Origin of the sequence: Octadecabacter dasysiphoniae, assembly GCF_021532615.1 — a bacterium.
Classification (GTDB): domain Bacteria; phylum Pseudomonadota; class Alphaproteobacteria; order Rhodobacterales; family Rhodobacteraceae; genus Octadecabacter; species Octadecabacter dasysiphoniae.
The window spans coordinates 939,935-962,058 of record NZ_JAKGAQ010000002.1 but is presented as its reverse complement, the minus strand read 5'-3'; the positions used below and the strand labels follow the sequence as shown (position 1 = coordinate 962,058).

The 22,124-nt window shown below is 56.9% G+C and carries 27 protein-coding genes; 14 read left to right on the top strand and 13 right to left on the bottom strand.

Annotation, left to right across the window (positions count from 1 at the left end):
- Positions 1–28 precede the first annotated feature (28 nt).
- From accD to L0664_RS11665, 7 genes are all read left to right on the top strand, one after another.
- Positions 29–964, top strand: a complete 936-nt coding sequence (gene accD, locus L0664_RS11695; RefSeq protein WP_235226029.1) for an acetyl-CoA carboxylase, carboxyltransferase subunit beta — start codon at positions 29–31, stop codon at positions 962–964.
- Positions 961–1,359, top strand: a complete 399-nt coding sequence (locus tag L0664_RS11690; protein ID WP_235226028.1) for a hypothetical protein — start codon at positions 961–963, stop codon at positions 1,357–1,359. The genes accD and L0664_RS11690 overlap by 4 nt, the downstream gene beginning before the upstream one ends.
- Positions 1,356–2,618: a bifunctional folylpolyglutamate synthase/dihydrofolate synthase gene (locus L0664_RS11685; RefSeq protein WP_235226027.1), complete on the top strand. Its 1,263-nt coding sequence runs from the start codon at positions 1,356–1,358 to the stop codon at positions 2,616–2,618. The genes L0664_RS11690 and L0664_RS11685 overlap by 4 nt, the downstream gene beginning before the upstream one ends.
- Positions 2,615–3,154, top strand: a complete 540-nt coding sequence (locus tag L0664_RS11680; protein WP_235226026.1) for a hypothetical protein — start codon at positions 2,615–2,617, stop codon at positions 3,152–3,154. The genes L0664_RS11685 and L0664_RS11680 overlap by 4 nt, the downstream gene beginning before the upstream one ends.
- A 152-nt stretch (positions 3,155–3,306) precedes the next feature.
- A complete protein-coding gene (locus L0664_RS11675) occupies positions 3,307–3,921 on the top strand; it encodes a rhodanese-like domain-containing protein (protein WP_235226025.1) in 615 nt (204 codons plus the stop codon).
- 208 nt (positions 3,922–4,129) lie between these two features.
- Entirely contained in the window at positions 4,130–4,753 is a 624-nt protein-coding gene (locus L0664_RS11670) for a rhodanese-like domain-containing protein (RefSeq protein ID WP_235226024.1), read from the top strand.
- 37 nt (positions 4,754–4,790) lie between these two features.
- Positions 4,791–5,675 (top strand): LysM peptidoglycan-binding domain-containing protein, encoded by an 885-nt coding sequence (locus L0664_RS11665; protein WP_235226023.1) that lies wholly within the window; start codon positions 4,791–4,793, stop codon positions 5,673–5,675.
- Between the two features lie 6 nt (positions 5,676–5,681).
- On the opposite strand, the gene zapE is transcribed toward L0664_RS11665, so the two are convergent.
- Positions 5,682–6,755 (bottom strand): cell division protein ZapE, encoded by a 1,074-nt coding sequence (zapE, locus tag L0664_RS11660; protein WP_235226191.1) that lies wholly within the window; start codon positions 6,753–6,755, stop codon positions 5,682–5,684.
- Positions 6,756–6,867: 112 nt separating this feature from the next.
- On the opposite strand from zapE, the gene L0664_RS11655 reads away from it, so the two are divergent.
- A complete protein-coding gene (locus L0664_RS11655) occupies positions 6,868–8,106 on the top strand; it encodes an MFS transporter (protein WP_235226022.1) in 1,239 nt (412 codons plus the stop codon).
- On the opposite strand, the gene L0664_RS11650 is transcribed toward L0664_RS11655, so the two are convergent.
- The 8 genes from L0664_RS11650 to mbfA are packed head-to-tail and all read right to left on the bottom strand — an operon-like array spanning position 8,103 to position 14,541.
- A complete protein-coding gene (locus tag L0664_RS11650; protein ID WP_235226021.1) occupies positions 8,103–9,032 on the bottom strand; it encodes an alpha/beta fold hydrolase in 930 nt (309 codons plus the stop codon). The two genes, L0664_RS11655 and L0664_RS11650, sit on opposite strands and share 4 nt — an antisense overlap.
- A complete protein-coding gene (locus L0664_RS11645; RefSeq protein WP_235226020.1) occupies positions 9,032–9,949 on the bottom strand; it encodes an ornithine cyclodeaminase family protein in 918 nt (305 codons plus the stop codon). The genes L0664_RS11650 and L0664_RS11645 overlap by 1 nt, the downstream gene beginning before the upstream one ends.
- Positions 9,946–10,566 carry an HAD family hydrolase gene (locus L0664_RS11640; protein WP_235226019.1) on the bottom strand — a complete coding sequence of 207 codons (621 nt, stop codon included), beginning with the start codon at positions 10,564–10,566 and terminating at the stop codon, positions 9,946–9,948. Before L0664_RS11640 ends, L0664_RS11645 begins: the two co-directional genes overlap by 4 nt.
- Before the next feature lie 57 nt (positions 10,567–10,623).
- The gene (locus L0664_RS11635) at positions 10,624–11,073 is read right to left on the bottom strand and encodes a YaiI/YqxD family protein (RefSeq protein WP_235226018.1); all 450 of its coding nucleotides are present in this window, start codon (positions 11,071–11,073) and stop codon (positions 10,624–10,626) included.
- Positions 11,070–11,897 carry an S-formylglutathione hydrolase gene (gene fghA / locus L0664_RS11630; protein ID WP_235226017.1) on the bottom strand — a complete coding sequence of 276 codons (828 nt, stop codon included), beginning with the start codon at positions 11,895–11,897 and terminating at the stop codon, positions 11,070–11,072. The genes L0664_RS11635 and fghA overlap by 4 nt, the downstream gene beginning before the upstream one ends.
- A complete protein-coding gene (locus L0664_RS11625; RefSeq protein WP_235226016.1) occupies positions 11,897–12,595 on the bottom strand; it encodes a nitroreductase family protein in 699 nt (232 codons plus the stop codon). The genes fghA and L0664_RS11625 overlap by 1 nt, the downstream gene beginning before the upstream one ends.
- On the bottom strand, positions 12,592–13,524 hold the full coding sequence (locus tag L0664_RS11620) for an AEC family transporter (RefSeq protein ID WP_235226015.1): 933 nt from the start codon (positions 13,522–13,524) through the stop codon (positions 12,592–12,594). The genes L0664_RS11625 and L0664_RS11620 overlap by 4 nt, the downstream gene beginning before the upstream one ends.
- A 39-nt stretch (positions 13,525–13,563) precedes the next feature.
- On the bottom strand, positions 13,564–14,541 hold the full coding sequence (gene mbfA, locus L0664_RS11615) for an iron exporter MbfA (RefSeq protein WP_235226014.1): 978 nt from the start codon (positions 14,539–14,541) through the stop codon (positions 13,564–13,566).
- Positions 14,542–14,695: 154 nt separating this feature from the next.
- On the opposite strand from mbfA, the gene L0664_RS11610 reads away from it, so the two are divergent.
- Together L0664_RS11610 and L0664_RS11605 are read left to right on the top strand one after the other, a co-directional pair.
- Complete coding sequence (locus tag L0664_RS11610) at positions 14,696–14,872, top strand: hypothetical protein (protein WP_235226013.1); 177 nt, start codon at positions 14,696–14,698, stop codon at positions 14,870–14,872.
- A gap of 63 nt (positions 14,873–14,935) precedes the next feature.
- On the top strand, positions 14,936–15,553 hold the full coding sequence (locus L0664_RS11605; protein WP_235226012.1) for a TetR/AcrR family transcriptional regulator: 618 nt from the start codon (positions 14,936–14,938) through the stop codon (positions 15,551–15,553).
- A 56-nt stretch (positions 15,554–15,609) separates the two neighbouring features.
- Here L0664_RS11605 and L0664_RS11600 read toward each other — a convergent pair whose 3' ends face one another.
- Positions 15,610–16,722 carry an S-(hydroxymethyl)glutathione dehydrogenase/class III alcohol dehydrogenase gene (locus L0664_RS11600; RefSeq protein WP_235226011.1) on the bottom strand — a complete coding sequence of 371 codons (1,113 nt, stop codon included), beginning with the start codon at positions 16,720–16,722 and terminating at the stop codon, positions 15,610–15,612.
- Positions 16,723–16,822: 100 nt separating this feature from the next.
- On the opposite strand from L0664_RS11600, the gene L0664_RS11595 reads away from it, so the two are divergent.
- Both L0664_RS11595 and L0664_RS11590 read left to right on the top strand, forming a co-directional pair.
- A complete protein-coding gene (locus L0664_RS11595; RefSeq protein WP_235226010.1) occupies positions 16,823–17,119 on the top strand; it encodes an I78 family peptidase inhibitor in 297 nt (98 codons plus the stop codon).
- Between the two features lie 182 nt (positions 17,120–17,301).
- A complete protein-coding gene (locus L0664_RS11590; protein WP_235226190.1) occupies positions 17,302–17,637 on the top strand; it encodes a DUF2794 domain-containing protein in 336 nt (111 codons plus the stop codon).
- Here the strand turns inward: L0664_RS11590 and L0664_RS11585 are convergent.
- From L0664_RS11585 to L0664_RS11575, 3 genes are read right to left on the bottom strand one after another with little or no spacing between them, the layout of a single operon-like run.
- A complete protein-coding gene (locus L0664_RS11585) occupies positions 17,634–18,461 on the bottom strand; it encodes a C40 family peptidase (protein WP_235226009.1) in 828 nt (275 codons plus the stop codon). The two genes, L0664_RS11590 and L0664_RS11585, sit on opposite strands and share 4 nt — an antisense overlap.
- The gene (locus tag L0664_RS11580; protein WP_235226008.1) at positions 18,458–19,837 is read right to left on the bottom strand and encodes a leucyl aminopeptidase family protein; all 1,380 of its coding nucleotides are present in this window, start codon (positions 19,835–19,837) and stop codon (positions 18,458–18,460) included. Before L0664_RS11580 ends, L0664_RS11585 begins: the two co-directional genes overlap by 4 nt.
- A 54-nt stretch (positions 19,838–19,891) precedes the next feature.
- Positions 19,892–20,293, bottom strand: a complete 402-nt coding sequence (locus tag L0664_RS11575; protein WP_235226007.1) for a hypothetical protein — start codon at positions 20,291–20,293, stop codon at positions 19,892–19,894.
- A 141-nt stretch (positions 20,294–20,434) separates the two neighbouring features.
- On the opposite strand from L0664_RS11575, the gene L0664_RS11570 reads away from it, so the two are divergent.
- Positions 20,435–21,082 carry a carbonic anhydrase gene (locus tag L0664_RS11570; RefSeq protein WP_235226006.1) on the top strand — a complete coding sequence of 216 codons (648 nt, stop codon included), beginning with the start codon at positions 20,435–20,437 and terminating at the stop codon, positions 21,080–21,082.
- A 63-nt stretch (positions 21,083–21,145) separates the two neighbouring features.
- Complete coding sequence (locus tag L0664_RS11565) at positions 21,146–22,123, top strand: sodium-dependent bicarbonate transport family permease (protein WP_235226005.1); 978 nt, start codon at positions 21,146–21,148, stop codon at positions 22,121–22,123.
- The last annotated feature ends 1 nt before the right edge of the window (position 22,124 follow it).

Here is a 22,124-nt window from a genome sequence, read left to right as displayed (position 1 = left end):
TCAATCCCAACATCATTTGAGGTCCCCGATGAACTGGATTTCCAACTACGTCCGCCCCCGCATCAACTCCATCTTCTCGCGCCGCGAAGTGCCCGAGAATTTGTGGTCCAAATGTGATGAATGCGGCACCATGCTGTTTCACCGTGAATTGGCCGAAAACCTGAATGTCTGTACGTCCTGCGGTCACCACATGGCGATCACCGCACGCGACCGGTTTGCATCTTTGTTTGATGGCGGCATCTTCACGGAGGTCGACGTTCCAGCACCCACTGTCGATCCGCTGCATTTTCGCGATCAGAAGAAATATCCCGATCGCATGAAGGCAGCCCAGAAGACGACCAATGAAAAAGAGGCAATGCTGGTGGCGGAGGGCGAGATTGGCCGCACGCCGATTGTTGCCGCCTGTCAGGACTTCAGCTTTATGGCGGGATCCATGGGCATGTATGTCGGCAACGCGATCATCGCCGCCGCCCAGCGCGCCGTTGACACGAAGCGCCCGCTGATCCTGTTTTCCGCTGCCGGTGGCGCACGTATGCAAGAAGGGATTTTGTCCCTGATGCAGATGCCGCGCACGACCGTTGCCGTGGAAATGCTCAAAGAAGCGAACCTGCCTTATATCGTGGTTTTGACACACCCAACGACAGGTGGCGTGACGGCATCATATGCGATGCTGGGTGATGTCCATATCGCGGAACCCAACGCATTGATCTGCTTTGCGGGGCCGCGCGTGATTGAACAGACGATCCGCGAAAAGCTCCCCGAAGGATTCCAGCGGGCTGAATACCTCTTGGATCACGGCATGCTGGATCGCGTTACACCGCGCGGCAAAATGCGCGATGAACTAATTGGCATCACCCGCATGCTGCTGGGTCTTGGCCCCATGGTCTTGGCGGACCTGCCCGCACCCGACGCGCCAGAGGCCGAACCTGCTGAAGCCCCGAAAACGGACGCAGACCCAGCATGATCCTGTGGCCTGCCCTCATCGGGGGTGTGCTGGCGGTCGCGACGGGCGGCGCGTTATGGCGTCTCCATCTGCTGCATCGTCCTGGCATTATCGGGTTGATTGTGATCGCAATCGCCGGGTTCTGGCCCCTTTTTGCTGTAGCGTCGGGGCATGACGGGCAGCTCGTGTTTCACCTCGCATTGTTCGCGACCTTTGCTGTGGCCGCGGTGTATTCGCACCGCTTAGGCCTAGCAGGTTTGGCGTTGGTGTTGGTCGCACACGGGGTTCTAGATGCGGCATTGTTCACAACATCCCATCCCGGCCCTGTGTGGTGGCCCGCCTTTTGTGCAGGTTATGACGTCGCATTGGGCGCAGTGATCTTGTTCTCCCTTTTTCGAAAGCCGCAAACACCATGAACTCAGATGTGATCCTTGCCCGTATGATGGCGTTGCACCCGAAGATTATCGATCTAACCCTTGATCGGATGTGGCGGTTGCTGGATGCGCTCGGCAATCCCGAACGCCGCCTGCCTCCTGTGATCCACATTGCAGGTACGAACGGCAAAGGATCAACACAGGCCATGATCCGTGCCGGTCTCGAGGCGCAGGGAAAGCGCGTTCATGCCTATACTTCACCCCACCTCGCGCGGTTTCACGAACGTATCCGATTGGCAGGGGGACTGATTTCCGAGGATGCGCTGACCGAGGCGCTTGATCGGTGCTACGCTGCCAACAACGGCGAAAACATCACCTATTTTGAGATCACGACCTGTGCCGCGATCCTTGCATTTTCTGAAACTCCGGCAGATTACACGCTCCTTGAGGTCGGTCTGGGTGGGCGTCTTGATGCGACCAATGTGATTGATCCGGTGTTGAGCATCATCACGCCTGTGGACCTCGATCATCAGCAGTTTTTAGGCGATACGCTGCGCCAGATTGCCGCCGAAAAAGCTGGGATCATCAAACGTGGCGTGCCGTGTGTTGTCGGCCCACAGCACGATGATGCGTTGGACGTGATTGAGGCGACCGCCCAGCGGCTTGGTGCCCCAATTTTGGCCTATGGTCAGCACTTTCACGTCAACGAAGAACGCGGACGGCTGGTGTTTGAGGACGAAACCGGATTGCTGGATCTGCCCCTGCCCGCCTTGCCCGGCCCACACCAAATCCAGAACGCCGGTGCCGTTCTTGCGGCACTGCGCCACTTGGGTGCCGACGAAGATGCCTGCGCCGCAGCCATGACAAGCGCCCGATGGCCCGCGCGTATGGAGCGCCTGAAACAAGGTGCGTTGGTTGATCGCGCGGCCCCCGCCGAACTGTGGTTGGACGGAGGGCACAATCCAGCCGCCGGAAAGGCGATCGCCGCCACCCTCGAAACGCTGCCCAAACGCGAAACACACCTGATTTGTGGTATGCTGAACACCAAAGATGTTGCCGGCTTCATGCGCCCGCTTGCGCCATTTACACAATCGCTGACCGGCGTCGCGATCCCCGATGAAACCAACACGCTACCCGCTGAAACAACCGCCGACGCCGCGACATCAGCAGGGATTGCGGCCCAAACCGCGCCGGACATTTACATGGCCCTCGATGCCATTACTGCGACGTCACCTAGCGCGCGTATTCTGATTTGCGGCTCTCTCTATTTCGCGGGCCATGTGATGCGGGAAAACCAATGATCCGCGCCGCTGTTCTTATCGCTTGCCTAACGTCGCCCGTCGCCGCTGCGGATTTTGAATTCTGTTGGGAGGGCGCAAATGGTTACCGCATGGAAGGGTCTATGCGGATTGACGACGCGCTGCTCAATCGTTCGCTTTTGACACATGACGACGTTTCGGCATTCTTCATCCAGGGCTTTAAGGACGACGTGCCGCTGGGTGCCTGGGACATGAGCCAAGTGACACCCGAAACAAGCTGGAACCTGTCGTTTGATCCACGCGGTATGGTCTTCCCCACAGGCGGAATGCACGACAGTGACAAAGGTCAGGCGTGGAATGCAGGCGGGCGGGCGGATGACTGTGGCAACCCCGGTTTTGGGTTCAACTCTGGCACGAACGCGCAAGACCTCTGCGTTAACAACGTCTGGCATACGGACAGCATGATCAACCGCTACACACGCTTTCCGGTCTTCCCTCTGGGTACGGCGAACCTTGATTGCGGGGGCGTCGCATTGCTCGGCGGGCTGCCCCAATCCGCACAATCAGCAAGCGAATAAGACTCACCCTCTGGAAAAAACGAATCGCCGATTCGTTTTTCCTTTGACGAGCGATTCGCCTTACCTCTATATCTGGCACTTAATTCTATTTTGAGTGCGGGCCTGCCAGCTAGCCCACTATATTTAGCGCTCAAGTCGTTGGGGGACGAGGGATGAACCGCACCGTATTAGCGTGCACACTGATAGGGCTTTCGACCGTTTGCGCAGCTGAAACGCTGCCCGTCACTGCAAATGCAGTTTTCAACTTTAACGGCGAAGAAATAGTGATCTCACGTGCAAGCACGGTTGATCCGACCACTCTGACGGCGCTTGCCTCGGTGTCAGGCACCTGCGTTGCCCCATGCCTATCCCCCATGATCGTCGCCGATGGCGTCGTGACGATGGGTGAGATGGAAGTGATCGAATTTCTATCAACAGCCGTTGAATCCGGTGACGGGTTGTTGATTGACGCCCGTGTGCCAGACCAACGTGCGCTGGGCTTCATACCCGCATCCGTCAACATTCCCGCTGCGACATTGGCCCCCACCAATCCGTTTCGCAACGAAATACTCATGGCTTTGGGCGCAGAAAGCTTTCAGGGCATTTTCAATTTCACCGATGCCATCAGCTTGGTCGTGTTTGATGCGGGGCCTGCAACGGCAGACGCACAGACATTGATCACAGACCTGATTTCGGTCGGTTATCCGACAGACAAGATTTCTTATTACCGCGGTGGGATGCAGGTCTGGGCAACGCTCGGGCTGTCCACCAAAACGTCAGCGCAATGACCGCGCAACAATACATTCCGGTGACCTAGGCCAAAGGCGCCGGCACGATCTTGGCAGGGCGAGGGAGCGAGCCTTTGGCTCGTTCTCTTGTTTCAAGCAGGCGAAACCGGTGAGGCGTCTTGGGGTGCACCCACTTCACCGGAGCGACAAAAGGGTGCGCCCCACGACATCATTCCCCCGCATGGGGCAAGACCGCGAGGCACAACAGATGATCCTTTTTCAACGCATGGCGGGCCTTATGTGTGCCTTGCTTTTGGCGACCAGTGCGGCGGCACAAGACGTGCGCATAACGACATTCAAAGATGACAGCACGTTCACCCTGAACGGGCGGACCTTTACCGTAACGCGCGACCAAAACACGGCCGCGACGTTGCAGGGTGATTTCGCACGGACATCACGCGCCTGCCCGCCCAATTGTATCCAACCCATGATCGCCGCCACGGGCGTCGCAACCTACGGAGAGCTTGAGGTTCTCGGGTTCATGGAAACAAAAGTCACTGACGGCGCGGGGCTGTTGCTTGATGTGCGCAACCCTGATGCGTTCGCGACGTCGTCGATCCCCGGTGCTGTGAATGTCCCGTTCATGACGTTGACCGACGAAAACCGGTTTCGCAAAGATATCCTGCGGGCCTTGGGCGCCGTCGATGCTGCTGGCGACACACTGGATTTTACCAATGCGATGTCCCTAACCGTTTTCAGTGGTGGCGTTTGGTCCAGCGATGCGATCACGGCCATCAACAATCTTTTGTCCGCGGGATACCCAGCGCGCAAACTTTCCTATTATCGAGGCGGAATGCAGGCGTGGCTTCACGTCGGCCTGACCGTCCAATAACCCGTAAACCGGCTCACGCCAAAAGAGGCCTATCGTTATGATCCGCACCACAGTCGCTCTGTTTGTTTTCGCCCTATTTATCTGCGGGTTGATCATTTTCCGTCCCTTCGCCGAAGACGACGTCGTCGTGCAAGACCCCCTTGGCGTGCCGATTGAAGACACCGCGGACGTCACCCGCGCCGCGACGCCTGACATCAGTTCCCTCGCGCAGGCAGCAGTATCCGCAGCGGCCCCTCTGACGATCGAACCCGCCACCGGGTTGGTTGAGGCGCCGCGCCGGATCGACGTGCTCCGCCCCAACACGGACGACACGCGTCTTTCGGATATGACAAACAACGTGTTGGCCGAACTCGGGTTTGCGGGCGTCAAACCTGTCACAACGAACAGCCAGGCCCAGCGCCAATCAACGTCAGAAATCCTTGCGGGGATCGAAGCGGCAACAGGGCAGCAATCCATTCTAGAAGAACGCGACACGCTTGAGGCAATCGTGATTGCGGCATTGCGTGCGGGTGAAACAGATGAAGACATCGACACAATCATCAATGACGCCGCCGCAGCAGGCAACGTGGCGGTGCCGCAAATTCTGGTGACATCTGACGGACGCGTGGACACACATGTTCTTTTGAACAACATCGTATCACAGGCGCAAATCGCGGCAGGTGGGACGGCACCCACCATTCCGGACGCAACGCCCGAGAACACACAAGGCATGGAAGTGCGCGTCGTGCAGCGTGCAACAGACGCAGTTCAGGCGCGGTTCTACACCGTGCAAAGCGGTGACAGCCTTGGTGCGATTGCGATCACGTTCTTCGGGTCCAGCGCCTATTACGACGTCATTTTCGAAGCCAACAAAGGGCTGTTGTCCAGCCCTGACCGCATTCGCGTTGGTCAGCGTTTGGTTATCCCCCGCATCGACGCCTAAGACAGCTTAATTCTGCCCCCAGCCATCACCCTGCATTTCGCGCAAGCGGCTGGCGGTGCGTTCAAATTCGAACACGCCCTCGCCCTCAAGATACAGCATTTCAGGCGGTGCGGCGGCAGATGCGATAAGGCGCACCTGGCCTTCATAAAGCGTGTCGATCAACGTCACGAACCGCTTGGCCTCGTTGTAGTTTGACCGGTTCAGGGGCGGGATATCTTCGAGAACAAGAACCCGCACCGCATCGACCAACGCCAGATAATCCGCGGCACCCAATGGTTTGCCGCAAAGATCATAGAACTTCGCCCGCGCGACACCGTTCGCGAAAGCCGGGATTTCCAGATCACGCCCTTTGACACGCAATGTCAGCGGTTCTGCCCCACCTTTGCTGAGTTGGGTCCAGATCGCATCGATCTCGGCTCGGGCGGCGGCGTTGTTGGGGGTAAAGAAGCTTGGCGTGCCTTCTAGAACGGACTGGCGGTAATCCACATCGCTTGCGAGTTCATGAACCTCCATCCGGTCTTTAAGAAGTGCAATAAACGGCAGAAACAGCTGGCGGTTCAACCCGTCTTTGTACAGATCATCGGGCACGCGATTTGATGTGGTCACAACTACAACGCCGGCCTCAAACAAGGCCTCGAACAAACGCCCGACGATCATCGCGTCGGTGATGTCACTGATCTGCATTTCATCAAACGCCAGAAACCGCACACGCCCCGCCAGCTCGGCGGCGACGGGGGCAATCGCATCATCCACGCCATCCTTTCGGGCCTGTGCAATCGCACCGTGAACCCACTGCATAAACGCATGAAAATGGCTGCGCTGTTTGGGGACCTCAACGGTGTCATACAACAAATCCATCAGCATCGATTTGCCGCGTCCAACACCGCCCCACAGATATAGACCCTTTGGGCCAACGACGGGCACGGCCTTTCGAAACAGCCCTTTTTTGGGCGCGGCGGGGGCCTGCAAGACATCTGCGCGCACCCTTTCGAGCGATGGGAGGGCCGCGCGCTGTACCGGATCGTCGCGTAGTGCGCCCGATGCAATCCGTGCTTCGTATTCTGCCTGAACGGTTTTCATTACACTGGCATAGCGCGCTGACAGCCCGTCAGCAATTGCCATCACGATCCATGATTACACAGACCACATCTTCCAAATTGACCCGGGCGATTTTCGCGCCCAATGTCGCGTGATGGAACGCCAATCAAACCTTGTCACGCCCGTCCTTGTCGCGGGTTGTATTATCATCATGGTCAGCTTTGCCGTGCGCGCATCCTTTGGCGTCTTTCAAATCCCGATTGCCGAAGAATTTGCATGGGCGAGGTCTGAATTTTCCCTCGCGATTGCGTTCCAGAACCTTGCTTGGGGGATCGGTCAGCCAATCTTTGGCGCGCTTGCCGAACGCCTGACAGACCGCAAAGCAATTATTCTGGGCGCGATCATCTATGCGGCAGGTCTGATCCTATCATCGCAGGCAGTGTCACCCATCGCGCACCAAACTTACGCTTGGCTCGTGGGTTTCGGCATCGCGGGCACGGGTTTTGGTGTCATTTTGGCCGTGGTCGGGCGCGCCGCGTCGGATGAGAACCGCTCAATGTCACTGGCCATTGCAACCGCTGCGGGGTCCGCAGGACAAGTCTTCGGCGCGCCGCTTGCGGAATTTCTGCTGAACTACATCCCGTGGCAGTCCGTGTTCCTCGTGTTTGCGGGCCTCGTCATGGCATCGCTGTTCACACTGCCCTTGATGAAGGCACCCCCAACCGCAGGCAAACAAGAGCTTGAGGAATCGATCGGCCAAGTCATCACCCGCGCCTTCAAAGACCCATCCTATACATTGATCTTTTTGGGCTTCTTTTCATGCGGCTATCAGCTTGCGTTTATTACAGCCCACTTTCCGGCGATGATAACTGAAATGTGTGGCCCGATCTTGCCGGGCGGCGCGCTGCACAATATCGGCATCACGACCACGTCGGCGCTTGGCGCGATTGCAATTTCGCTGATCGGGTTGGCAAATATTGCGGGCACGTTGCTCGCGGGGTGGGCCGGCAAACGCTATTCCAAGAAATACCTGCTTGCCGGAATTTACACGGGCCGCACCATCGCGGCGGCGGTCTTTATCTTGATGCCAATCACGCCGATGTCTGTGATCGTTTTTTCGGTCGTTATGGGGTCGCTATGGTTGGCGACAGTGCCACTGACCAGCGGGTTGGTCGCGCATATTTACGGGCTGCGCTACATGGGTACGCTGTATGGCATCGTGTTCTTCTCACACCAACTGGGATCTTTCCTTGGCGTGTGGCTTGGTGGGCGGCTGTATGATGCGTATGGATCTTACACCGCCGTCTGGTGGGTCGGTGTGGCTGTTGGTGCATTTTCGGCGATTGTGCATTTGCCGATCCGCGAAGACAAACGCGTGCCCATGGCGGCCTAGTCGACGTCTTCGCGCAGAACGTCCCGCAATACATCGATGACGTCCTTGGAATGGGTAAAGCCAACGTCGTGATCTGCATCCTGGATCACTTCTTGACGCAGGCTGCGGTTCCACTGCGTTGTCGTCCCTAGGGATTTAAGCGGGATCATTTCGTCTTTTTCGGCCCAAATTCCGACGACGGGCACGCCTTCGCGCCCGATTGCGCGGTGCGCGTCTTCTTGCATGTCCGACAGCATGTGCCGACGGCTGGACAAAACGGACCGCAGGAAACCGCGGCTTTCATATTCAGCGAGTTGAAGTTCAACGATCCCGCGAATGTCAAATATCCGGCCTAGCCGTGTGCGCAGCGCACGACGATCACGACGCGCGACGATCACTGCATGAAGCCAGTCACCGATGATCGGCGTCTTGCGGCAAATCTCTGTCAGTTTATCTTCGCGCAGCCATGCACCGCCAGATGCAAGCAAGATCAGGCGCCGCACGCGGCTGGGGTGCTTCGCGGTAAAATGGGTTCCGATGGATCCGCCCATGGAATAGCCCATCAGCGTAACATCTTCGGCAAGGTCCTGATGATCCAGAAGGTCAGACAATTGGCGGGCGAAAAAATCACCGGTTTGAGGACCACGCGGCGCATCAGAAAACCCGCGCCCGTACAGATCATAGACCAGCACACGGTAGCCCAAATCAGCCAAGCCTTCGGCGATGGCGTACCAAACAGGGCTCGGCGTTGTAAGGCCGTGAATGCAGACGACAACGGGGCCGCGTGCGCGCCCCAACCATTGATAGTGCGTCACGCCTTGGCTCAGCTTGGCAAAGCGTCCCGGTGCCTTTTTGCGAAATTCATCGGCACTGTAACGCCTGCTTTCGGCCAACCACGGAATTGAAGCCACACCAGCAATGATGGCCAAGACAACGATCCACCCCATTACGATGACCGCCCTTTCCAGACATCCAGAATGTAACGGCTTGTCATCAGATCCAGATGCGCGCCCCCACCATTTTTGAACAATGTAATGTCGTCGCGGGACTGCCGTTGGAACGCATCAAGCTCGTAGTAATCCGCAAGAACATCGTCCTGTGATATCGCCCCTTCAGCCAGCGGAATCTTCAGCTCTCCGATATGGCCCATCGTTGTGGCGTAGCTGTCCACGAAGATACGCGCGCGTTGCAATGTTTTATCATCAACTTCGCGCATGTCGGGCCGATACGCGCCGATCAGGTCAATGTGCTGCCCTGGCTGAAACCACTCTCCCTTAAGGATCGGCTCGGTTGTCATGGTGGCAGAGGTAATGATGTCTGCCGCTTTCACTGCCGCCTCAAGGTTGGGCGCGATGCTGACGCCATCGCATTCCTGTGCAAAACGTTTCGCGCCTTCGGGCGATCTGTTCCAGATCATGAACTCAGCATCAGGAAACGCCGCGCCGTATGCCTGCCACAGCGTTTTGCCAACGGTGCCCGCCCCCACGATCAGGATTTTGCGGCTATCAGGCCGCGCCAAACGCCGCGCCGCCAAAAGACTGTCGCCGGCCGTCTTCCACTTTGTCACAAGGTGAAAATCAAGGATCGCCTCAAGTTGGCCATCGGTGTCTGAAAACAGGTTCACCGCGCCATGTATCATTGGCGTGTCTGTGTTTTTGTTTTTGGGGAAAATTGTGGCGCATTTGATCGCCAAACCCATCCCGTCGATCCACGCTGAACGGTTTAGCAGTGTATCAGGATCACGGTACAAAAACACATCTTCGACCGTCGCCTTTGGCCGCGCATGCCCCTGCGCCAATGCATCCGTCAGCTCTAGCCAGTCCAGACCAATTTGGCCTTCATCAAAGGGGATCATCACGGTCATTGGGCGGCCTCCTCGGTCAATAATCCATCCGCGACAAGGCGCGCGGCCCAGCCTTCCGGCCCGTCAAACAAATGCGTCTGCCAGCCGCGTGCTTGCGCCGCGGTAATGTTTTCGGGCCGGTCATCCGTGAACAGCAACGCCGCAGGTTGCACCCCGCAGGCGGTTTCAAGACGTTCGTAAATCGCAGCGTCCGGTTTGATCACGCCCATTTCGCCCGAAATGAAACGCTGATCGAATTCTTCAAGAAACGGGTATTCGCGTTCAGCCATTTCCAAAGTCTCGTTCCCGAAATTCGACAACGCAAGAACCGTATGTTCGCCGCGTCGCAGCGCGCGCAAAAGCCGGACAGAATGATCAATCGCGGGTGACGCGATTTCAATCCAGCGGTCGCGCCAAATGGCCAGTTCGTCCGCCCAATTGGGGTACAATGTGATCATCTCGGCAATCGCATCATGGAAATTCTCGCCCGTATCAACACGGTCGTTCATCTCAAGAATAGGGACAGCGTCAAAGAACGCCATGCGGCGTTCCTGCCCTATGACACGGTCAAAGAATTGTTCGGGCTGCCAGCCGATCAGCACATTCCCGATGTCAAAAATAACAGCTTGAACAACCATGCGATCCGCCCCCAAAGTTTGCCTCATCCTAGCAGGTTTTACCCCTTCGCAAAGCGTTTACGCACGTTTGGTGGCGCGCAGCTCTCTCTCTAGGGCATCCAGAAAACGCGACTTGTCGGACTTGGAAAATGCCTTGCCCCCGCCTTGGCGAAACGGGTCAGCTGCACGAATGTCGGCCATCAGATCGCGCGTGGCGAGGATATTGCCGATGTTGGCCTGCGTCAGCGCCTCACCATTGTGTTTGAGAACCCGCGCACCCGCTTCAACGCATTTGGCGGCCAACGGGATGTCACCTGTGATCACCACATCACCCGTCGTGGCGCGATCCGCGATCCACATATCCGCGATGTCCGGGCCATCCGGTACGATCACCGTTTCAACAAGCGGATTTTGCGACGGGCGCAACCCGCCATTGGACACGATGAACATTTTCACACCGTGGCGCGTGCCAACCTTTTCGACTTCTGCCTTTACGGGGCAGGCATCCGCATCGACATAAATGCTCACGACCAGAGAGCCTCTGCGTGAAACGCGACGTGATCTTCCATGAAGGTCGAGATGAAGAAATAGCTGTGATCATATCCCTTCTGCAGCCGAATCTGGCCTTCTTGGCGTTTGGCGGCCATGGCTGCGGCAAAGGCTTCTGTGCCCAATTTTTCGCCAAACTGATCGTCTGTTCCGGTGTCGATCAGGATAGGGCCGTCAAACCCGTTGCCTTGCATCAAAACAGTCGCATCGTGCGGGCCCCAATTGGATTCATCACCCCAATAGGCCGCAAACTGTTTGCGGCCCCAGTCGCTGTTCGTCGGATTGCAGATCGGCGCGAAGGCCGAAACAGACCGAAACCGCCCGGGCAGTGCCATCGCCAAGGTCAGCGCGCCGTGACCACCCATGGAATGGCCCGTGATCGATTGGCGCGACATATCGAGAGGGAACTTATCAGCCAAAAGCGCCGGTAGTTCTTCTGCGGTGTAGGTCCACATTTTGAAATGTTCGGACCAGGGCGCCTCTGTCGCGTCGATATAAAACCCCGCGCCCTGCCCCAGATCATAAGCATCGTCATTGGGCACATTGTCACCGCGCGGCGACGTGTCGGGAAACACCAATGCAATGCCCTGTTCGGCGGCCCAGCCTTGGGCGCCTGCCTTGGTCATCGCGTTCTCATGGGTGCACGTCAGCCCTGACAAAAACCACAAAACAGGCACGGGGCCGTGTTCAGCCTCGGCGGGTAGAAACACGGCGAACGTCATGTCGGTGCCCGTCGCAGTTGAGGCATGTTTGTACACACCTTGCACGCCGCCAAAGCAGCGGTTTTCAGATAATGTTTCCATCACATGTCTCCGTCATAGATCGTCAGGATTTCATCCAACGGTTTCTTTTTCTTCGCCACTGCAGGCACCGTCGCTGTTTCGGCCGGATGGCCCACGGCAAGGATCATAATCGGTTTTTCGTTTTCGGGGCGGCGGCATAGTTCATTCAAAAATTTCATCGGGTTGGGTGTGTGCGTCAAACAAGACAGGCCAGCGGTGTGCAGCGCCGTGATCAACATGCCCGTCGCGATCCCGACACTTTCGGGGACGTAGTAATGTTTGATCCGTTCACCGTCGCGATAGCCCCAACGTTGTGCAAACACGACGATCAGCCACGGCGCGATGTCCAAATGGGGCTTTGACGCATCCGTTCCAATCGGTTCAAGCGCCTTTAGCCACGCATCCCCACCGCCACCATCATAGAATTTTTCTTCTTCTTCCTCAGCCGCAGCGCGGACCTGGGATTTCATCTTTGGATTGCGAATGGCCACGAAATGCCACGGCTGCTGGTTTGCGCCACTGGGTGCTGTTCCGGCGGCGTGAATACAAGCCTCGATCACCTCTTTGGGGACAGCGCGCGTACTGTAGTCGCGGATCGAATGACGGGTTTTGATGTGTGCGTAGAATTCTTCGGCCTCGCGCAGCATGTGGGCATCGTCATAATCAGCACGATCCGGCAGGGCCAAGGCTTGATATTCGGGTGGGGTCTGGTCGGTCATGTCAAACTTTCAATCAGGGCGATGACGGCAGAAACGGTAAAGACGCTTACAGCTGTTGAGATAAGAATGGAGGCTGAAACGCGCGCGGGCGCCACCCCGTAATGTTGCGCGAGAATGTAGACATTTCCAGCGACAGGCAAGGCAGCAGCGGCAATCATCACACCCGCTGCATAGGGATCAACGGGCAGCATAACGAGGGCCGCGAAGGCGACGGCGGCAGGGTGCAATACCAGTTTGGCAAACGACAGCCATCCGGCAACGGCGATCTTTTCCGCCGATTTGGTGGCAAGAGATGCACCAATCGCAAACAAGGCCCCCGGCGTAGCAGCAGCCCCGAGGATCGATAGAAATTCGTTGGCAGGTTTCGGGATCGGCACACCAAAGCCAGACACGATCAAACCCAGCGAAATTGATACGATCATCGGGTTTTTCAACAGGCCAATCCCGACGGTGCGCAAGACGCCAATCGACATTCGCCCGTCACGCGACCCCGTAATCAGAATCACGATCAGCGACCCGAACACAATCAGATCAACGGCCAGGACCAGCATCACCGGCCCGATGGCGCGTTCGCCCAACAACAAAACCAACATCGGAATACCGAGGAACCCGACGTTGCCGATGACAGCACACTGCGCTTCGACTGCGGCTTCTTCAATGCCACGTTTGCGCAACAATGCCACACCTGTCGCGATCAGATAGACAAACAGCGTGCCCCAAAGATAGGCGAACACGAACGGCCAATCGAGGATATCGGCAATCGCCAAATTAGCCGAAAAACGGAACAACATCGCAGACAAGGCAAAATAGAACACGAACTTCGTCAGATACGCCGTCGCTTCGGGTGTGAAAAAGCCCGTGCGCCCCGCACCGTAGCCCAGCCCGATCAGCGCAAAGAACGGCAGCGTTTGAAGAAAGATATCCAACATTGCACAGGCTTAGCACCCTGTTTGCTGGCGCAACAGCCTCTAGCCGCTGCCGATTAGTATCCCTGCCCCCAACACAAGCGCACCCCCGACGACGACCTGCAATGCAGCGCGAAAGAAAGGAGTTTCCATATACTTGTTCTGAATCCACGCGATGGCCCAAAGTTCAACAAACACCACTGCAATCGCGATGGTCGTTGCTGTCCAAAAATCGGTGATCAGATAGGGCAGCGCATGGCCAAGCCCGCCAACTGTCGTCATGACCCCCGATGCAAACCCGCGCTTAATCGGGGACCCACGGCCAGAGATTTGGCCATCGTCGCTTGCGGCTTCTGTGAACCCCATGGAAATTCCGGCGCCGATACTAGCGGCCAGACCGACAAGAAACGTCGTCCATGTGTCCTGCGTGGCAAAAGCCACAGCAAAGATCGGCGCGAGCGTCGAAACCGATCCATCCATCAACCCGGCCAATCCGGGTTGCACCCATGTCAAAACAAACTGGCGATGTGCTGCGTCTTTTTCTGCCGCGTCAGCATCCGCCCCGATGTGTTCTTCAACAAGCTGCCCCGCCTTGTCCGAATGCCCTGCCTCAGCCGCAGCCAAATCCCCCAGAAGTTGGCGGGTTGCAGCATCGCCCGTTGATTTGGCCGCGGTTTCATAAAACGACTGCGCATCCCGTTCCATCTGGCGGGCTTCGTCGCGGATACGGTCAAGGCTGAGGTTTTCGACCAACCAAACCGGACGGCGGGCATAAAAGCCCGCAACATGTTCACGGCGGATCAGCGGGATCGTTTCACCAAAACGGGCGCGGTGCAGATCAATAAGGCGGACGCGATGCCCGTCTTCCTCAACGGCCATACCATCAAAAATCGCGGCGGACGCTGGAAAATCATCGCGCAACCTTTCGGCGTAGGATCGATAAATGCGCGCATCGTCTTCTTCCGACGAAATCGCAAGCGCGAGGACTTCTTGCTCTGACAGGTCTTTGAAACGGCGACGATTTGAAATTCCCGGGATCATGGTCGAACCTCTTTCTTAGAATAGTTCTAATCTAGAAAGGCTGCCTGACATATCAAGGCCAAAAAACTGAACTCGTCTGTTCACTTTTTACTTGCAAACTAAACTGTACAGTTTAGTTAAGCGTTTGTAATACCAAACTTGAAGGATCAAACAGATGAAAAACCTCTTTCTTGCCGCGCTTACAACTGTCGCCCTCGGGTCTGCCGCACATGCGGGCAGCATCACGTTCTCCATCCCGAACCTGACATTTCCGCCGACCAGCGACGTAACAGTTGGCAAAGATTGCTTGCCCCAAACGGCCACCCCTGCGACCTGCCTTCCGCAGGGATAACCACACCCGTCCTTGCCCGTACTAAACAGATCAGTTTATGAATACGGACAGGGAGAAACATGAATGGCTGATGAACAACAAGGCGTGAAGCGCGGGCGCAAGTTCGACCAGGTGTTGGCAGGTGCGCGCGATATCTTTATGTCCGACGGCTTTGAAGGCGCGAGCGTTGATGACATTGCTCGCGCCGCGGGTGTCTCCAAGGCCACTCTCTATAGCTACTTTCCAGACAAACGTTTTTTGTTCATGGAAGTCGCGAAGGCCGAATGTATCCGGCAGGCGGAATCCGCCGTGGAAACCATTGATGATGCAGGTCCAGTTCGGGACATTCTGACTGAAGCCGCATGGCAGATGGTGAACTTTTTCACATCGGATTTTGGCCAGCGCGTGTTCCGGCTGTGCGTCGCAGAAAGCGATCGTTTCCCTGAATTGGGCCGTGAATTTTACGAAAGCGGCCCAGCCTTGGTTCAGGCCAAATTGATCGCGTTTCTTGAATGCGCGATGTCGCGCGGCGAGCTTGCGATTGACGACATCAAGCTCGCCGCGGATCAGTTCAGCGAGTTATGCAAGGCCGACCTGTTCCCGCGTATGGTCTTCAGCATGGATAAATCTTTTGACGAGGCGCAGAAAAAGCGGATCGTCACCGGCGCCGTTGAGACATTTCTAGCGCGCTACGCAGCTTAACGAAAAAGCCCAGCCTACGCTTGCGCGTCAGACTGGGCCTGTTCGTGGAACCGTGATTAGTACAGCACGACCGAGCGGATGCTTTCGCCCGCGTGCATCAGATCGAACCCTTTGTTGATGTCATCAAGGCCCATTGTGTGGGTGATCATCGGGTCGATCTCAATCTTGCCATCCATGTACCAATCGACAATCTGGGGAACGTCGGTGCGCCCGCGTGCGCCGCCAAAGGCCGTACCACGCCAGCTGCGCCCCGTGACAAGCTGAAACGGACGGGTGGAAATTTCGGCACCCGCCGCAGCGACACCAATGATAATGCTTTCGCCCCAACCTTTGTGCGCCGATTCCAACGCGGTGCGCATCACATCTGTGTTGCCAGTAGCGTCAAACGTGTAATCCGCACCACCACCTGTCAGCGCAACAAGGTATGCCACCAAATCACCGTCAACTTCTTTGGGGTTCACGAAATCGGTCATGCCGAACCGCGTCGCCATTTCGACTTTGGACGGGTTGATATCCACGCCAACAATCTGGTCGGCCCCCGCAAGGCGAAGCCCTTGGATGACGTTCAAGCCAATGCCACCCAAACCAAAGACAATCGCGGTGCTGCCAATTTCAACCTTGGCCGTGTTGATCACCGCGCCAATACCCGTCGTGACACCACAGCCGATGTAGCAAATTTTATCGAACGGCGCGTCTTCGCGAACTTTGGCCAGCGCGATTTCGGGCAAGACCGTGTGATTGGCGAAGGTCGAACAGCCCATGTAGTGCAGGATCGGATCACCATCCAACGTGGAAAAACGTGATGTGCCATCAGGCATCAGGCCCGCGCCTTGGGTGCTGCGGATGGACTGGCACAGGTTTGTTTTCGGGTTCAGGCAGTATTCGCACTCGCGACATTCCGGCGTGTAAAGCGGGATCACGTGATCCCCTTTTTTTAGACTTGTCACACCGGGGCCGACATCAACAACCACGCCTGCGCCCTCATGGCCAAGGATGGCGGGGAACAGCCCTTCGGGATCAGCACCCGACAGCGTAAATTCGTCTGTATGGCAAATGCCTGTGGCTTTCATCTCAACCAAAACTTCACCCTCACGCGGGCCATCCAGATTGACCTCCATCACTTCAAGGGGTTTGCCTGCTTGAATGGCAACTGCGGCGCGCGTTCTCATGGATAGTCTCCTGCAAATTTCACCGCCAAACTGCGACAAGCGATGGCCCCATGCAATCCCTAGTGTTGCAACACACGTCACACCGCCCGATAGTCTTACCATGAGAAAACTGTTCGCGATTGCCCCGTTTGTGTTCCTCGCCGCGTGCGGGGGTGCCTTTCCATCCTCCGATACGTCCAGCGACCCGGTATTGCCTTCGATCGCCGAAGATACCTGCAACGCGAACCAATACGCATCGCTGGTCGGCCAAGATGTGACAGCGTTGGAACGCGTCATGATCCTTGATCAGGTGCGCGTGATCCGCCCGGGGCAGGCCGTGACAATGGATTTCAGACCGGAACGTATCAATTTCAACATCGGTCAAGACAGCCGGATCACATCAATTAACTGTTCTTAGGGGAATTACGACGTCACCCCAAAGGCGCACACTGGGTGGGGGCTAAAGATGCGCCTTCGGGGTGACTGTCGATAAGGATGCAATGACGGTTGATTGTGGCCAGAGTACGCGCACCCCGCGGTGATTTAGCGGCGTCGATCGTTGGGGTTGATTTGCCCGGCAATCAGCGCAAATCTGTTGGCATGAACGCACCCACGCCTTTCCCCGGCCCAGCGCCCGCGCAAACCGCATTTCACCGCACCGAATTGAATATGATCTTGTCCCTGTACGGACGGTTCGTTGCGGCAGGTGAATGGCGCGATTACGGGATTTCGCACCTTAAGGACGTCGCGGTATTTTCCGTGTTTCGTCGCACTGCGGAACATCCGATGTACCGCATCGAAAAACGCCCAAGCCTGCGGATGAAGCAAGGACAGTATGTCGTCATCGGGATGGAGGGGCAGATCCTCAAACGCGGGAACGATCTGCGTCAGGTGTTGCGGGTCTTAGAAAGAAAACTGATCCGCGCAATCGACTAAGGCACGCGACGACGCGCCAAAATTTCACCGTCGCCCTGCGCCTTAATGCGCAACGTTGCCTGCGTAAGGCCTTCGTAGACGACAGCCATGTGATGCGCGTTTGCGTGGATCATCGTTTCGCCGTCCACCATCATGCCAACATGCCCTTTCCAAAAAATCAGATCACCGCGATGCAACGCCGCATCCTCGGGCAATAGCATGCCAAAGCTATCGCATTGCATGTCACTATCGCCGGGGCAGATATGTCCACAGGCATGATATGCCGCCTGAACCAGCCCGGAACAATCAATGCCAAGACCGGAATTTCCGCCCCACAAATACGGAACACCAAAGAACAGCTGCGCGACGGTGGCGGGATCCGTAAACATCTGAGCCAAGGGGCGCAGATGCTTTTTGGGGATAAATCCGTGGGGGGTTTCAAAAAACTTGTGACGTTCATCAATTACCACAACTTCCGCGCCAAATGGCAGGTGCAAAAGGTTCGGCGCCTTGAAACTTTCGGTGGCATAAGCATGGGTCGCAGGGGTGCTGACACGGTGGGTCGTAACGGCAGGTTCAGTCAGCGATGCTTCTTTGACATAGCCAACATATCCATCGCGTTTGGACTGGATAAAGGCCCAGCCATCGCGCCGATCATAAACGGTAACAACCGCCCCGAGCAGCAATTGCCGGTCTCGTTTTCCGGACGGTGCAGCACACAAATCCACAATAACCTGGCCGATGGACGCAGGCATGCCATCTGTGAAAACCTCAGCTTCCACTTGACCCTTCAGATGACTGGCCGCGACAAAGCCGTTGGCCGGGGTAAGGCGGCGATCGCTCATAATCCCAAGACTTCAGGCAGTGCGGCCAGCACAGCGCGCGCGCCCATACCCGCACCACCTTTGGGCCGTGCCGGGGCGGCAACAGGGTTCCAGCCGTAAATGTCAAAATGCGTATAGGGCGTTTCAGTTACAAAACGGCGCAGGAAAAGCGCGGCGGTAATAGACCCCGCAAACCCGCCAGACGGCGCATTATCGAGGTCCGCGATTTGCGGTTCGATCATGCTTTCATAGGCATCGTGAAACGGCATCTGCCAGACCGGATCAGCCATTTCAGATGCGGCCTGCGGCAACACCCGCGCCATCGCATCATCGGTTGTATAAAATGGCGAAAGATCGGGACCGACAGCAACCCGCGCAGCACCCGTCAGCGTCGCCATTGAAATAATGCAATCGGGCTTATCTTCGTCCGCCAGCGCCAAGGCATCTGCCAGCACCAATCGCCCTTCGGCATCGGTGTTATTGACCTCAACCGTCAGCCCTTTGCGGCTGTTCAACACATCGCCGGGGCGAAACGCGGACCCGTCGACTGAATTTTCGACGGCGGGGATCAGCACCCGCAACCGCAAATCCAGCTTCAACGCCATGATCATGTGCGCCAGCCCCAAAACAGTCGCCGCACCGCCCATGTCCTTTTTCATCAACCCCATCGACGCGCCGGGTTTGAGGTTCAAGCCACCGGTATCAAAACACACACCCTTACCAACAAGCGTCAGCGCAGGGCCCGTGTTGCCCCATGTCATATCAATCAAACGCGGTGTGCGCGGTGATGCACGCCCAACCGTGTGGATCAATGGAAAGTTCTGTTCAAGAAGGTCATCACCAAGGATCACAGAACAGGCCGCTCCGTGGGCCTGTGCCAAAGACTGTGCCGCCTTTTCCAATTCGTCCGGTCCCATGTCGGACGCGGGCGTGTTGATCAAATCGCGGCTCAGGCATTCGCCAGCGACCATTGCTTCGATCCGCGCGGCGTCTACACCCGGTGGTGCAACAAAGGCTTGTTTCGCGGCGGCCGCAGCTTTGTAGCGATCAAACCGATAGCCAGACAACAACAGCCCTAACGCAGCTTCGTCCAGCGCCGCACCTGTTTGAACCGTGTCTAACGCGTAGGTTCCTGCGGGTAACTTCGCCGCCCCCGCCGCCACAGCGAAACGCACGCGCTTTTGCCCTTTTTCGCCAAGACCGACGTAGGCCGCTTTGATTGACCCGTCAGGATTGGGCAACACTGCACAGGCGCCAATTCCCGCTTTGAACCCCATCGTGCGCAACCAGTCGGCAGCGGCGTTGGGCAGGTTCGCCAATGTGGCGTCCACGGTGTCCGAATGAACGGCAATCAATGGAATCGCATCGGGCGTCGGGGCGGAAAATGTCAGCGGCATGGGACCTCTCGTCAGTGTTCCGTGCAGCCTAGCGCAACCCCGTGGCCCCATCCATTAGAAAGCGGACATCGGACCAGCTGCATGATCAAGCGCTTGTGTCATCAGCCTCATCAATCGGGACAAAGTTGATGCCAACGCCACTTCATCCGGCCCATCAAGACAATAAACCACATCAGCGGCCACCTGCCCGACACGTCGCAATCCCAGTTGATCCGCCAGCATGACAATACTGCGCGCCCGCGCCTCAAGGCGGTCAAATTGCCCAGATTGATAATCATCATCAAGCCATTTGAGGTGGCGTGACAATTCTTCAAGCGTCGCGCACATGACGTCGCCATGATCCATATCATCGTCCGCCAGCGCATAGGGCGACAAGGCCCGCACATCTGGCCCGAACGGTTCACGCGGCACAAGACGTGCTACGGCCTGCGAATTGGTTTCGTTGTGTTGTTCCATAATCGTCCACTCTCATTCACCCGACGCCCTGATAAGCGGCGCATAGTTTCCAAGAGGTTGCTGACGCTGCGCATTAATTGCTCGAAATTCTCTAAAATTCGCCATAAGAGGGGTGAAACTTACGACGACAAGGACACCGCTATGCCCACTGCCCGCCTTTTGCCTGACTATCTGGTACGCCGCTATCATGGCTGGAAGGCGACGACCTATGAAGACAACAAAGGCTGGTACCGGCATCTTGCCGAAGACGGACAACACCCGCGTTGCATGGTCATTTCGTGCTGTGACAGCCGTGTCCACGTGACGTCGATTTTTGGTGCGGATCAGGGCGAATTCTTTATCCACCGCAATATCGCAAACCTAGTGCCCCCGCACACCCCTGACGGGCACCACCATGGCACTTCGGCAGCTGTGGAATATGCCATTAAGGCGCTGAAAATCAGCCAGCTTATTGTTCTGGGCCATTCAGGCTGCGGCGGTGTTCAAGGGTGTTACGATATGTGTTCCGGCCGCGCGCCCGAACTCGAGGAAGAGAGCAGTTTCGTAGGCCGCTGGATGGATATTCTGCGCCCCAGCTTCGAAGACCTCCCCGAGGGCGAAGACGCGGAACGCGTTCGCCTGCTTGAACAAAATTCGGTCGTGACGTCCATGCGCAACCTGATGACCTTTCCCTATGTGAAGGACGCCATGGACAGCGAACGGTTGTCATTGCACGGTTTGTGGGTCGATATTTCCAGCGGTGATTTGCTGCAATTTCACCCTGAAACGCGCAACTTCACCACTGTCTAAGCGAATGACCTTGCCGACAAGACGGCTGTGTACGACACAAGCCCAATTCAACAGGAGGTTTCCATGAGCGAAATTCTGGACTTAGCGGCAACGAACCTCCTGTCTCCCGTCATTTTATCTTTTGTCCTCGGGCTTCTTGCTGCCCTTGGACGATCCGATTTGTCGGTGCCCGAAGCGGCGGCCAAAGCGATGTCGATTTATCTGCTGTTTGCCATCGGGTTTAAGGGCGGGGCGGCTGTCGCTGACAACGGGTTGGACGCGACTTTGGTCGCGACACTGGTCGCCGGATTTGTCTTATCGGCAGTCTTGCCATTCATCGCCTTTGGCATGCTGCGCGTCATGACGAACCTCAGCCGCATTGATGCTGCCGCCGTCGCGGGTCACTACGGATCGATCTCAATCGTGACGTTCGTCGCCGCGACCTCGGTTCTAGAAGGACGCGCGATTTCATCCGAAGGATATATGGTCGCGGTTGCCGCCGTCATGGAAGCCCCCGCAATCCTGTCCGCCCTCTGGCTTGTATCAACGGGCGGATCAGGCCGCCGGATGGACAGCGAATTGATGCGTGAAATCATGCTGAACGGGTCCATCGTTTTGCTGGTGGGGGCGTTCATAATTGGTGCGGTCACAGGGCAAGACGGCCTTGATAAAGTGTCCAATTTCATCGTTGCGCCGTTCACAGGTGTCTTGTGTTTGTTCCTTCTGGATATGGGTTTGGTCGCAGGCCGCGGGTTGCGGGAATCCCGTGGCGTGCTGAATATGGGCGCTGTCGCATTCGGCATCGCGATGCCTGTGGTCGGCAGTCTTTTGGGCCTTGGCGCCGCATTGCTTGTTGGCCTATCACCCGGCGGCGTCGCGTTGTTGATGGTGCTGTCAGCCTCTGCCAGCTACATCGCCGTGCCCGCCGCAATGCGTGTCGCCCTGCCCGAGGCAAATCCATCGGTCTACTTGACGCTGTCCTTGGGCGTTACGTTTCCCTTTAACCTCACCATCGGCATTCCACTTTATGTTGCGGTGTCCCAAGCTGTAACAGGAGGCTGAC

Coding starts and splice junctions, on each gene's coding strand:
- accD (WP_235226029.1), top strand. CDS start 29: ATGAACTGGATTTCCAACTACGTCCGCCCCCGCATCAACTCCATCTTC.
- L0664_RS11690 (WP_235226028.1), top strand. CDS start 961: ATGATCCTGTGGCCTGCCCTCATCGGGGGTGTGCTGGCGGTCGCGACG.
- L0664_RS11685 (WP_235226027.1), top strand. CDS start 1,356: ATGAACTCAGATGTGATCCTTGCCCGTATGATGGCGTTGCACCCGAAG.
- L0664_RS11680 (WP_235226026.1), top strand. CDS start 2,615: ATGATCCGCGCCGCTGTTCTTATCGCTTGCCTAACGTCGCCCGTCGCC.
- L0664_RS11675 (WP_235226025.1), top strand. CDS start 3,307: ATGAACCGCACCGTATTAGCGTGCACACTGATAGGGCTTTCGACCGTT.
- L0664_RS11670 (WP_235226024.1), top strand. CDS start 4,130: ATGATCCTTTTTCAACGCATGGCGGGCCTTATGTGTGCCTTGCTTTTG.
- L0664_RS11665 (WP_235226023.1), top strand. CDS start 4,791: ATGATCCGCACCACAGTCGCTCTGTTTGTTTTCGCCCTATTTATCTGC.
- zapE (WP_235226191.1), bottom strand. CDS start 6,755: ATGAAAACCGTTCAGGCAGAATACGAAGCACGGATTGCATCGGGCGCA.
- L0664_RS11655 (WP_235226022.1), top strand. CDS start 6,868: ATGGAACGCCAATCAAACCTTGTCACGCCCGTCCTTGTCGCGGGTTGT.
- L0664_RS11650 (WP_235226021.1), bottom strand. CDS start 9,032: ATGGGGTGGATCGTTGTCTTGGCCATCATTGCTGGTGTGGCTTCAATT.
- L0664_RS11645 (WP_235226020.1), bottom strand. CDS start 9,949: ATGACCGTGATGATCCCCTTTGATGAAGGCCAAATTGGTCTGGACTGG.
- L0664_RS11640 (WP_235226019.1), bottom strand. CDS start 10,566: ATGGTTGTTCAAGCTGTTATTTTTGACATCGGGAATGTGCTGATCGGC.
- fghA (WP_235226017.1), bottom strand. CDS start 11,897: ATGGAAACATTATCTGAAAACCGCTGCTTTGGCGGCGTGCAAGGTGTG.
- L0664_RS11625 (WP_235226016.1), bottom strand. CDS start 12,595: ATGACCGACCAGACCCCACCCGAATATCAAGCCTTGGCCCTGCCGGAT.
- L0664_RS11620 (WP_235226015.1), bottom strand. CDS start 13,524: ATGTTGGATATCTTTCTTCAAACGCTGCCGTTCTTTGCGCTGATCGGG.
- mbfA (WP_235226014.1), bottom strand. CDS start 14,541: ATGATCCCGGGAATTTCAAATCGTCGCCGTTTCAAAGACCTGTCAGAG.
- L0664_RS11610 (WP_235226013.1), top strand. CDS start 14,696: ATGAAAAACCTCTTTCTTGCCGCGCTTACAACTGTCGCCCTCGGGTCT.
- L0664_RS11605 (WP_235226012.1), top strand. CDS start 14,936: ATGGCTGATGAACAACAAGGCGTGAAGCGCGGGCGCAAGTTCGACCAG.
- L0664_RS11600 (WP_235226011.1), bottom strand. CDS start 16,722: ATGAGAACGCGCGCCGCAGTTGCCATTCAAGCAGGCAAACCCCTTGAA.
- L0664_RS11595 (WP_235226010.1), top strand. CDS start 16,823: ATGAGAAAACTGTTCGCGATTGCCCCGTTTGTGTTCCTCGCCGCGTGC.
- L0664_RS11590 (WP_235226190.1), top strand. CDS start 17,302: ATGAACGCACCCACGCCTTTCCCCGGCCCAGCGCCCGCGCAAACCGCA.
- L0664_RS11585 (WP_235226009.1), bottom strand. CDS start 18,461: ATGAGCGATCGCCGCCTTACCCCGGCCAACGGCTTTGTCGCGGCCAGT.
- L0664_RS11580 (WP_235226008.1), bottom strand. CDS start 19,837: ATGCCGCTGACATTTTCCGCCCCGACGCCCGATGCGATTCCATTGATT.
- L0664_RS11575 (WP_235226007.1), bottom strand. CDS start 20,293: ATGGAACAACACAACGAAACCAATTCGCAGGCCGTAGCACGTCTTGTG.
- L0664_RS11570 (WP_235226006.1), top strand. CDS start 20,435: ATGCCCACTGCCCGCCTTTTGCCTGACTATCTGGTACGCCGCTATCAT.
- L0664_RS11565 (WP_235226005.1), top strand. CDS start 21,146: ATGAGCGAAATTCTGGACTTAGCGGCAACGAACCTCCTGTCTCCCGTC.